This is a genomic window from Pseudomonas sp. HY2-MNA-CIBAN-0224 (genome assembly GCF_040310285.1).
In the GTDB taxonomy this organism is placed as follows: Bacteria; Pseudomonadota; Gammaproteobacteria; order Pseudomonadales; family Pseudomonadaceae; genus Aquipseudomonas; species Aquipseudomonas helleri.
The window spans coordinates 1-287 of the sequence record NZ_JBEOPQ010000386.1 but is presented as its reverse complement, the minus strand read 5'-3'; the positions used below and the strand labels follow the sequence as shown (position 1 = coordinate 287).

The following is a 287-nucleotide window of genomic DNA, read 5'->3' as shown; positions in this document are numbered from 1 at the left end:
TACTGATCCGTTAACCGGCTTATTCAATCGGCGCTCATTTACCTCATTTTGTGAACACGAGTTTTTGCGTGCTAGCCGCTATTTCCAACCTTTTTCGTTAATGATTATTGATATTGATTTGTTTAAAGCGGTCAACGATACTTATGGCCATTTAGTGGGTGATGAGGTGATTAAGCGCGTTGCCAATATATGTCATGACCAGATCCGCGAGGCCGATGTATTGGCTCGAATTGGCGGCGAAGAATTTGCCATTTTATTACCCGATACTGATATTGATTCTGCTTATA

1 protein-coding gene is annotated in these 287 nt (G+C 41.5%); it reads left to right on the top strand.

Annotation, left to right across the window (positions count from 1 at the left end; all coding sequences use genetic code 11):
* On the top strand, positions 1-287 hold a 287-nt coding region (locus AAEZ03_RS26855; protein ID WP_350582843.1), incomplete at both ends, for a GGDEF domain-containing protein.